The following is a 9,797-nucleotide window of genomic DNA, read 5'->3' as shown; positions in this document are numbered from 1 at the left end:
ACCGGGAGAACCTCACCGACCGCCAACTCGCGAAACTGTGGAACACCCTGACCGACCTCGGCGAACCCGGCCTGACGATCCTGGCCGCCTGGATCGCGAAGGAAGAACTCCGCGCGCTGTTCGCGCTCGCCGGTACCCACCCCGACCGCACCGTGATCGCCCACCGGCTCACGAAGTTCTACACCTGGTGCGCCAGCGCCGGCATCCCCGAGCTCGAACGCCTCGCCACCACGATCAGCACCTGGTGGCCATGCATCGAGGCGTTCCTCCACACAAAGATCACCAACGCGGCCAGTGAAGGCTACAACCGGGTCGTCAAACTCGACGCCCGCAACGCCTACGGATACCGCAACCCCACCAACCAGCGCCTACGCACACGCTGCGCAACCACCCGCCGAGCCCGCGGATGCCTCAACCCCGCCTAACCTCGAAGAGCCAGTAATCCCTCCACCCGCGATCGCGATCATGGCGCCACGGCCGCCGCCGACAGGGTGCCAACCCGGACCACGGCCAGATCATGACTACCATATCGACGTCACAGCACCCGACTACATTATAGTAGTCATGGAGCGTGACGAGGATATCGGAGTCAGCGAGGTCGGCATGGCGTACACCGGGAAGGTCACGAGCGCCGAGTCCTTGGGGCGCATCCTGCAGCAGGCGCGTCTGCTCTCAGGGCTCAGCCAGCRTGAACTCGCCCGCAGGCTGGGGACGACGCAGAGGTATATCTGGGAGTTGGAGGCGGGCAAGCCCTCTCTCCTGATGGATCGCCTCTTCGCGGCGATGAGGGCGACCGGTATGGAACTGACCGCGACGATCACGCCACCGGGTGAGGACCATGGCTGACCTGGTTGTCGAACTGTACGGAACCCAGGTGGGCGTGCTCACCGGCCCGTGGCGCACCTTCGACTTCGTCACCGATCCCGCGGCGGTCACTGCCTTCGGCATCGACAGCTCCATCCTGTCGGCGGCGATCCCGCTCACCGCGGTGCAGACCCGGGCGCGCAAGGACCGGCGACAGAACTTCTTCCGTGAGCTGCTCCCCGAGGCTCGGATGCTCTCCCGCCTCGCGCAGCAGGCCGGAGTCTCCGAACTCGACGTCATCGGCCTGCTCCGCTGGTACGGCCGCGACGTTGCCGGAGCACTCCAGATCTGGGACCCGGACGTCCCTGGTGAACCGAAGCAGCCCGCGCTCGAGCCGCTTTCCGCCGAAGGTGTCGCCGACATGCTCACCCACGTCCAACGCGACCCACTCGGCAACAAGCCCGCCACCGGCAAGACCTCGCTCGCCGGCGTCCAGGACAAGATCGTGCTCGCCCGGACCGACGATGGCTGGAACCGGGTGATCGACGGTTGGCCATCGACCCACATCCTCAAGCCGCGATCGCGTGACTACCCGACCACGATCTACGACGAGGAGTTCGGCGCCCGCATCGCCCGGGCCGTCGGGCTGACCACATACTCGACGTGGATCGAGGAGTTCGAGCGCACGGCCGCCCTGGTCATCGAACGCTACGACCGCTCCCCCGCCGCCCCCCAGGGACGCATCCACCAGGAGGATTTCAACCAGGTCCTCGGCACCACCGGCAACCAGAAGTACCAGAAGTACGGCGGCCGGGTCAGCCTCGAACGCATCGCCCGCGTCTTCTCGAACGCCGGCGACGACGACTCGCTCCGACGCCTGTTCACCCTCGTCGCCGTCTCTGTCGCCATCGGCAACCTCGACCTACACGCGAAAAACATCTCGGTCATGCACCGTCCCGACGGATCGATGACCCTCAGTCCCGCCTACGACCTCGTCCCCCAGGCGCACCTGCCCAACGACGGGGAGGTCGCCCTAGCCGTCGCCGGGGAGTACCACCATGCAGCCCTCACCCTCGAACACCTCACCAGGGAAGGCCACGCCTGGGGGCTGGCCTACGCGGCAGAACTCGCCGAGGAAACGCTGACAACGGTGCTCGACCTGGCGAGAACCCAGAGCCCTCACCCGGAGGCGCAACCCGACCTTGACAAGGACATCACCCGGTTCACGTCCAACCTGCTATCGGGACGCACGATCGCCGGCATGTGACCAGCAGTGGACCCGTGCGCCCAGCGGCGACCGACCTCGCCCAGCTATGGCCGAATGGCCGGCGGTCGCAACGAGTGCAACAGGAGCGTTCCCGATCGGCTCCCCGGGCGGGACGCGGCCTCACGTCGCACCCTGACCGATCTGGTCTTTCTTCTCGGAACCACGCGCCTATGCTGGCGGAAGGCACACATTCGTGACCTGCGATATTCCTCGACCCACGGTCCAGGCACTCGCGATCATGGCGCGGGCGGGCGCCACGCACGACCGGCGGGGAGCTGGAAGAGCATCTCGTCCGTACGGGGACGGTACGAGCCTCTGGGAACCGGCGAACCTCGACGCGGTCACGACCGCGGCGTCCTCGGACCCCACCTGGCTTCAGCTGCGGGCAGCCATCAACACCTCGTTCAGGCAAGGCACCTGACCCCACTGAGCGTTTCAGCTGGCGAGGAACTGACCCGCCGCGCCAGGCGGCCGGGTCATCGGAGTTCTAGAGATCCAGCCAGGCGGACGCTGCCCGGGTGGGGTGCGGCCTGGCGACCGCACCCCCACCCGACCTGGGGAGTTAGTTCTTGGAGGGCTCAGCTGCAGCCGCTGGTGGAGCCGCACTGTTCGCAGACGTAGCAGCTGCCGGCCGGGCGCATCGTCACGCCGCAGGTGAAGCAGAGCGGGGCGTCGACCGCCGTCTGCGCGAGCAGAGACTGGCCCGGCGCGGCGGCGCGCAGCTCCAGCTCGACGTACTCCGGCCCGTGCGCGCGCGCCGCCGCCGAACCGGCCGGGCTGGCGGGCGTGGCCGTCTCGGCGGTGCCGGCCGCCGAGGCCGCCGGTGTGGTCGGCGCGGTCAGGTCCTCGTCGGTGGGGGCGGCGGGCCCGCCGTACTGGGCGGAGACCTGGCGGGTGCGCTCGGAGGCCGACAGGATGCCGAGCTCGGCGCGCTGCTCCTCCGAGAGGTAGTCCAGCGCGAGCCTGCGGAACAGGTAGTCCAGCACCGACTGGGCGATCCGGACGTCCGGGTCGTCGGTCATGCCGGCCGGCTCGAACCGCATGTTGATGAACTTCGAGACGTAGGTCTCCAGCGGCACGCCGTACTGCAGCGCGATCGAGATCGCGATCGAGAACGCGTCCATCACACCGGCGAGCGTCGAGCCCTGCTTCGACATCTTGACGAAGATCTCGCCGAGGCCGTTGTCCGGGTAGGAGCCGGCCGTCATGTATCCCTCGGCCCCGCCTACCGAGAACGACACCGTCTGCGACGGCCGGATCTTCGGCAGCCGCCGCCGCACGGGCCGGTGGTCGGCGGGAACGGTCGCGAGGGTGCCCCCGAGCGTGCCGGCGACGGCCTCGGCGATCGCCTTCGCCTCGTCCGCCGACCGCTTCGCGCCCCGGACGTCGGTCAGCGGCTGGCCGACCTTGCAGTTGTCCCGGTAGATCGCCAGGGCCTTCAGGCCGAGCCGCCAGCCCTCCAGGTAGATCTCCTCGACCTCGTCGACCGTGGCCGACTCGGGCATGTTCACCGTCTTCGAGATCGCCCCCGACAGGAAGGGCTGCACCGCCGCCATCATCCGCACATGGCCCATCGGGGCGATCGCCCGCTCGCCGATCGCGCAGTCGAACACCTCGTAGTGCTCGGGGCGCAGGCCGGGCGCGTCGACGACGTGGCCGTGCTCGGCGATGAACTCGACGATCGCCTCGACCGTCTCCTCCGCGTAGCCCAGTGCCCGCAGCGCGGCCGGCACCGTCTGGTTGACGATCTTCATGCTGGCGCCGCCGACCAGCTTCTTCATCTTCACCAGGGCAAGGTCCGGCTCGATGCCGGTCGTGTCGCAGTCCATCGCCAGGCCGATCGTGCCGGTCGGGGCGAGCAGGCTGGCCTGCGCGTTGCGCCAGCCGTTGCGCTCACCGATCGCCAGGCACTTCTCCCATTCCTTCGACGCCACGGCGAGAATTCGCGCGTCCTCGGAATGCCCGGAACGCACCGCGTCGTTGGCGGCGGCGTGCTTGCGCATCACCCGGCGGTGGCCGTCGATGTCCCTGGCGTAGCCGTTGTACGGGCCGACGACACCCGCGAGCTCGGCGGAGCGGCGGTAGGCCGTGGCGGTCATCAGTGAGGTGATCGCGGCGGCGAGCGTGYGGCCGCCCTCCGAGTCGTACGCGCGGCCGCTGGCCATGAGCAGGGCGCCCAGGTTCGCGTAGCCGATGCCCAGCTGGCGGTAGGCCCGGGTGACCGCGGTGATCTCCGGCGTCGGGAAGTCCGCGAAGCAGATCGAGATGTCCATCGCGGTGATGATCAGCTCGACGGCGTGGACGAACCCCTCGACGTCGAAGGTCCGGTCCGCGCGCAGGAAACGCATCAGGTTCAGCGACGCCAGGTTGCAGCTGGAGTTGTCCAGGTGCATGTACTCGCTACACGGATTACTGCCCGAGATCCGGCCGGCGTCCGGCGTGGTGTGCCAGTCGTTGATGGTGCCGTCGTACTGGATTCCGGGGTCCGCGCACTCCCAGGCGGCCTTGGCGATTTTTCGCATCAGCGCGCCCGCGTCCACGGACTCGAGGACCCGGCCGTCCAGCCGCGCGCGCAGGTCGAACGTGCCGCCGGACTCGACGGCGCGCATGAAGTCGTCCGTCACCCGCACCGAGTTGTTCGCGTTCTGGTACTGCACGGACACGATGTCCTTGCCGCCCAGGTCCATGTCGAACCCGGCGTCACGCAGCGCGCGGATCTTGTCTTCCTCGCGGGCCTTCGTCTCGACGAACTCGACGATGTCGGGGTGGTCGACGTCCAGGATCACCATCTTCGCTGCCMGACGGGTCGCCCCGCCCGACTTGATGGTTCCGGCTGACGCGTCCGCGCCGCGCATGAAGCTGACTGGCCCGGAGGCCGTCCCGCCGGAGGACAGCAGTTCCTTCGACGACCGGATCCGCGACAGGTTCAGCCCCGAGCCCGACCCGCCCTTGAAGATGAGCCCTTCCTCGCGGTACCAGTTCAGGATCGCGTCCATGTTGTCGTCGACCGCGAGAATGAAACACGCCGAGACCTGTTGGGGCGCGGGCGTTCCGACGTTGAACCAGACGGGGCTGTTGAAGCTGAACATCTGGTGCAGGAGCATGTGGGTGAGCTCGTGCTCGAAGATCYCCGCGTCCTCGTCGGAGGCGAAGTAGCCGTTCTCGCGGCCGGCCTTCCCGTATGACCCGACGACCCGGTCGATCAGTTGGCGCAGCGACGACTCACGCCGCGGGGAGCCGACCGCGCCGCGGAAGTACTTGCTGGTGACGATGTTCGACGCGTTGATCGACCAGAACTCCGGGAACTCGACTCCCCGCTGCTCGAAGTTGACCGAGCCGTCCCGCCAGTTGGTCATGACGACGTCCCGCTTCTCCCAGGTCACCTGGTCGTACGGGTGCACACCCGGCCTGGTGTTGCGGCGCTCGATCCGCGGGCCGGTCGTCCTGCCGGCACCGGCCGCTCCCGCTCCGCCGGCCGGGCCATCGCCCACGTCCGGGACGGTCGCGGCCTTGCGCGTCGCCTCGACGGTGACGGCGGGGGCGGCGGGCTTCCCGGCGGTCGAGGCGGCCTTACCGTTGGAGCTGGCCTTCTGCTTCGTGCCGCGGGTCTCCGTCATGACGCTCCTCAGCGCTGGTCGTCTTTGGATCTGATCGTCTTTGGGAATCGTCTCGGGTCGGATCGCGGGCACACCGAACAGAGCCGGCGACCACGGGGCCCGGATACAGCCGGAGGGTTTCGCTCCGGCGCCTAGGGTCTGGGCGACCCGGGTGAGGTGACGGCGACGACGTCGTCCGGCAGGTTCTGCCCGGCCTGGTCGGCGCGCAGTTGGGTGATCGCCCGCTCGAAGTCAGAAAGCGACTCGAACGACAGGTAGACGGACGCGAACCGCAGGTATGCGACCTCGTCCAGCTCACGCAGCGGGCCGAGGATCGCCAGGCCCACGTCCTCGGCCGCGACCTCGGCGGCGCCGGACGAACGAACCGCGTCCTCCACCCGCTCACTGAGCCTGGCGAGATCCTCGGCGCTCACCGGACGGCCCTGGCAGGCCTTGCGGACACCCGCGACGACCTTGGCCCTGCTGAACGGCTCCGCGGCACCGCTGCGCTTGCGCACCTGCAGCGAGGCCTCCTCCATGGTCGTGAACCGCCGCCCGCAGGACGGGCATGCCCGGCGCCGCCGGATGGCCGCGCCTTCATCGGCTTCCCGGCTGTCCACCACTCGGCTGTCGGGATGCCGGCAAAACGGACACCGCACGGCTCCTCCCTTCCACAGACCCCTGTAGGAACAACCACACACGCGCTCGAACGCGTCCACGCTTCGGCCCCGTCCCCGCTTCCAGGGCACGGCTGACGCAGGGCATGGCGACCTGGCCGAGGGAAGCTCCCGCGAACACGCGACACGCGACGCCGGAACGGTCTTCCACAGCTCCCGCGGAACGCCACCGTTCGCGACTACAAGCTGTGGACTACTTACAGGTGTGTAACTACAAGATGTTGTGCTGCCAGAGTAGCGCATACCCGGATCGCCCGTGAGCATGCCCCCGCGCGTGTCGGATCCAGTCGGCCAGGCAAGGAAGAGACCGAGTAGCGGCGGACGGTCACATGCGAACAGCCCGAGGCCCGCGCCGACCACACGGTCGGCGCGGGCCTCGGGCTGGAAGGGGGCCGCCGGTCAGGTGACGGCAAGCACCCACTGGACGGCCAGCCAGACAGCGCTGGCGGCACCCCAGAGGGCGAGAGCGAGCAGGAGCACGGCCACGGCCCGGCCGCGGCCGGTCAGCCGCAGCGCGGGCGCCTGCCGGCTCGCCCGCCGGCGACCGGACCTCGCGCCGACGACCGGATGCTCGGCCGCCACGGCCCGCGCGAGCGGGCTGGGCACCGGCGGCGGGGCAGCGCTCGCCGGGCGGCGACGCGATGTCGGTATGGGTAGGGCAATCACATCGGCGCCGTCCGGCTGTCGCGCGGCCGGGCGCCCTGGGACCAGGGTGGCCCCACGCGGGTTCGTCACGCCAACCTCCTAGCGGCCGGGCCGTCACCCGGCACAGCTCGTCAAGCGAAGCTCAACCAACGTCAGGGAGTCCGGGGCGGGAGCCATCGATGAACCGAGTCGACGGATCACCGAGGGAGTCATCCCCGGCAGACATCTGGGGCCATCGGAAAGTTAGCCCAAGATCTACATAGAGCGGCGACCGGCGGCACTCGCCGGTAGCTGGGGTCAGGACGGGGACAGGGCCGCTTCGAACTGATGGTCGATTCTTACACGCACAAGGCCGGCAGAACACGCAGACACGCTCGAACGCCTGTTTGAGATTCACGCGCCGCCGGGCTACGGTCGTCACACGATCGGGCGCAACCTGACTCCCCTTATCCACAGGTGAAACCCCGTGAGGAGCCGGCCCCCGGTCCAGCAGCATGACTCCGGTGACCCGGGGACACAGCCTCCGGGTGGCCCACTAGGCGAGGAGAATTGAAGCCATGACCACGCAGGGCAGGGGTCCGCGCAGGGCCGGTCGCCCGTCGGCGAGCCGCGATGAGGATAGCGGCGGCACCGTACGCGCCTTCCCCGACGGTCCCGTCGACGACGACGGCCTGACTCCCCGTCAGCGCAAGGTGCTCGAGGTGATCCGCGACGCGGTCGAGCGGCGCGGCTACCCGCCGAGCGTGCGCGAGATCGGCGAGGCGGTGGGCCTGACCAGCACCAGCAGCGTCGCGCACCAGCTCAGGATGCTCGAGGACAAGGGTTTGCTGCGCCGTGACCCGAACCGGCCGCGGGCGATCGAGGTGGTCACCCCCGAGGGCGGCCGGCCGGTCAGGCCGATCCCGAAGACTCGCCAGACGGCCGGCGCGAGCAGGGCGCGGGGCGGCTCGAACCCGCTGCGGGTGCACACGCTCGACCCCGCCGGCGAGGCGCTCGCCCGCGAGGTCGATGAGCAGGACGCGCTGGCGGCGGCGACGGCCTACGTGCCGCTGGTCGGCCGGATCGCCGCTGGTGGGCCGATCCTCGCCGAGCAGGCGGTCGAGGACGTGCTGCCGCTGCCGCGCGAGATCGTCGGTGAGGGCACGCTGTTCCTGCTCCGTGTCGTCGGCGATTCGATGATCAACGCGGCCATCTGCGACGGTGACCTGGTGGCGGTCCGCCAGCAGCCGGTCGCCGAGAACGGCGAGATCGTCGCCGCGCTGATCGACGGTGAGGCGACCGTCAAGCGGCTGCGCCGCCGCGACGGCCACGTCTGGCTCCAGCCGGAGAACCCGGCCTTCCACGACATCCCCGGCGACGACGCCACGGTCCTGGGCCGCGTCGTCGCCGTCATGCGCCGGGTCTAGCGGTAGGCGTGGCGGTCGCGGCCCTTCGGGCAGCCCCGTCATGACGCCTGAGGCCGAACCCGACTAGTCGGGTTCGGCCGCCTTGCGGCGGATCGTGTAGTGCAGGACGAGGAACTGTAGGCCGAACACCCAGAACTCGTGTTCGGCCCGCAGTTCGCCGTCCTGGACGTGGACATCAAGCTGCTCGGCGAAGCCGTGAACGACGGCGGCCGTCAGCTCCTTCGTGTCCGCGTCCACGTAGGTCAGGTAGTGCCCGGGCTGCTCCAGATCGCCGCGGCTGGAGAGGACCAGTCCCCCGCCGGCCCGCGCGCTCGGCGCCAGGGTGGCCGTGAAGCTGGCTTGCGGCAGCGGGAACCCGACGCTGACGTAGCCCCGGTCATCCCGGCGGTAGGTCGTGTAGATCCCGACGAACAGAGGCTCGTCGTCGGCGACGTAGGACCTGATCCAGCCCCGGACGCTCACGGCGCCGTCACCCGCGCGGCTGATCGTGTCGATCCGGCTGCGAACGCCGCGCTGCGCCTCGCGCTGGTTCATGGGCACGTTCGCCTGCCCGAGCGGGCGTGCGAGCAGCGTGCGGTAGAGCAGGTAGCCGGGCCGGACCCACAGCCGCCACCGCGGGACGATGTCGAGCGTGAACCGCGTCGTGTGCTCGTAGAACTCGCGTACCAGCGGGTCGACCGCCGCGGGATCGAACTCCGGGCCCGCCAGGTCATCCAGTGAGGCGACGATCCCGATGTCGGACGCGGCGGCCTGGTAGTCGCCGCCGAGCACCTCCGCCAGGTCACGCACATAGTCCGTCCCGACATAGCGGGTCCTGGCCACCAGTGGAACCACGAACGGCAGGTCCTCGGCACTGACCCGCTCAGCGAGCATCGCCACCTGCGGGTCGCGGAAGATCCCCGCCGACGCGGTCCGGAAGACGAGCACGGCGGCGGCACCGACGATCGCGGCCGGGACCTCGCCCCAGAGCAGCCAGCACCCGCAACCGACGGCGAGACCCACCAGCGGGCCGAGTGCCACCTTCTGCGGGCGGAGCCCGAGCGCGCCGGCCAGCCCGCCGATGACCAGGCCGACGACGATCGGCCCGGCCCCGGTCACCGCTCCCAGCGCCCACGCCAGGGGCGCGGCGATCGCCGCGCTCATCACGATGCGCGACCACAGGGCGGGAATCTGGCCGGGGCGTTGCCGCGCCCGCGCGACCGCCTCCGAGGCCGTCACCGACAGGCCGCAGAGCGCCGCCGCCACGACCATGGGGACAACGCCCCACCGCGTGGTCAGGGAAAGCCCGGCGACGGCACCGATGACACCGGCCAGCCCAAGCGAGCCGCGTTTGTCGGCAGTACCCGATTCCTCCACGACCACGTCAAGAACCTACCGACCGCGTGGCAAGTCGGGATGCCGT

Annotated in this window: 8 protein-coding genes; 4 read left to right on the top strand and 4 right to left on the bottom strand. The window is 69.8% G+C overall.

Going from position 1 to position 9,797, the window contains the following annotated elements; all coding sequences use genetic code 11:
* From BL253_RS10775 to BL253_RS10765, 3 genes are all read left to right on the top strand, one after another.
* A partial coding sequence (locus BL253_RS10775) for a transposase (protein WP_198946234.1) occupies nt 1–425 on the top strand: 425 nt, incomplete at its 5' end.
* Between the two features lie 139 nt (nt 426–564).
* Nucleotides 565–846: a helix-turn-helix domain-containing protein gene (locus BL253_RS10770; RefSeq protein ID WP_241834691.1), complete on the top strand. Its 282-nt coding sequence runs from the start codon at nt 565–567 to the stop codon at nt 844–846.
* Entirely contained in the window at nt 839–2,071 is a 1,233-nt protein-coding gene (locus BL253_RS10765) for a type II toxin-antitoxin system HipA family toxin (RefSeq protein ID WP_076815960.1), read from the top strand. The genes BL253_RS10770 and BL253_RS10765 overlap by 8 nt, the downstream gene beginning before the upstream one ends.
* Nucleotides 2,072–2,649: 578 nt before the next feature.
* Here the strand turns inward: BL253_RS10765 and BL253_RS10760 are convergent.
* From BL253_RS10760 to BL253_RS10750, 3 genes are all read right to left on the bottom strand, one after another.
* Entirely contained in the window at nt 2,650–5,688 is a 3,039-nt protein-coding gene (locus tag BL253_RS10760; protein WP_096335967.1) for a vitamin B12-dependent ribonucleotide reductase, read from the bottom strand.
* A gap of 131 nt (nt 5,689–5,819) precedes the next feature.
* Nucleotides 5,820–6,587, bottom strand: coding sequence for a transcriptional regulator NrdR (nrdR, locus tag BL253_RS10755; RefSeq protein ID WP_274535200.1), 768 nt, complete (start codon nt 6,585–6,587; stop codon nt 5,820–5,822).
* A 156-nt stretch (nt 6,588–6,743) separates the two neighbouring features.
* Nucleotides 6,744–7,079, bottom strand: coding sequence for a hypothetical protein (locus BL253_RS10750; protein ID WP_076815957.1), 336 nt, complete (start codon nt 7,077–7,079; stop codon nt 6,744–6,746).
* A gap of 467 nt (nt 7,080–7,546) precedes the next feature.
* Here BL253_RS10750 and lexA point away from each other — a divergent pair, with 467 nt between their 5' ends.
* On the top strand, nt 7,547–8,395 hold the full coding sequence (gene lexA / locus BL253_RS10745) for a transcriptional repressor LexA (RefSeq protein WP_076815956.1): 849 nt from the start codon (nt 7,547–7,549) through the stop codon (nt 8,393–8,395).
* 63 nt (nt 8,396–8,458) lie between these two features.
* Here lexA and BL253_RS10740 read toward each other — a convergent pair whose 3' ends face one another.
* Nucleotides 8,459–9,757 carry a hypothetical protein gene (locus tag BL253_RS10740; RefSeq protein ID WP_076815954.1) on the bottom strand — a complete coding sequence of 433 codons (1,299 nt, stop codon included), beginning with the start codon at nt 9,755–9,757 and terminating at the stop codon, nt 8,459–8,461.
* Nucleotides 9,758–9,797: the final 40 nt, after the last annotated feature.

The sequence above is a fragment of the Pseudofrankia asymbiotica genome (assembly GCF_001983105.1).
Lineage (GTDB): Bacteria > Actinomycetota > Actinomycetes > Frankiales > Frankiaceae > Pseudofrankia > Pseudofrankia asymbiotica.
Note: the sequence above shows the minus strand (reverse complement) of the source record. Positions and strands in the feature narration are given on the sequence as shown.

What these genes read in the sequence shown, in the direction of transcription:
- lexA (WP_076815956.1), top strand. Translation starts at nt 7,547, where the DNA reads ATGACCACGCAGGGCAGGGGTCCGCGCAGGGCCGGTCGCCCGTCGGCG.
- nrdR (WP_274535200.1), bottom strand. Translation starts at nt 6,587, where the DNA reads ATGCGCTACTCTGGCAGCACAACATCTTGTAGTTACACACCTGTAAGT.
- BL253_RS10765 (WP_076815960.1), top strand. Translation starts at nt 839, where the DNA reads ATGGCTGACCTGGTTGTCGAACTGTACGGAACCCAGGTGGGCGTGCTC.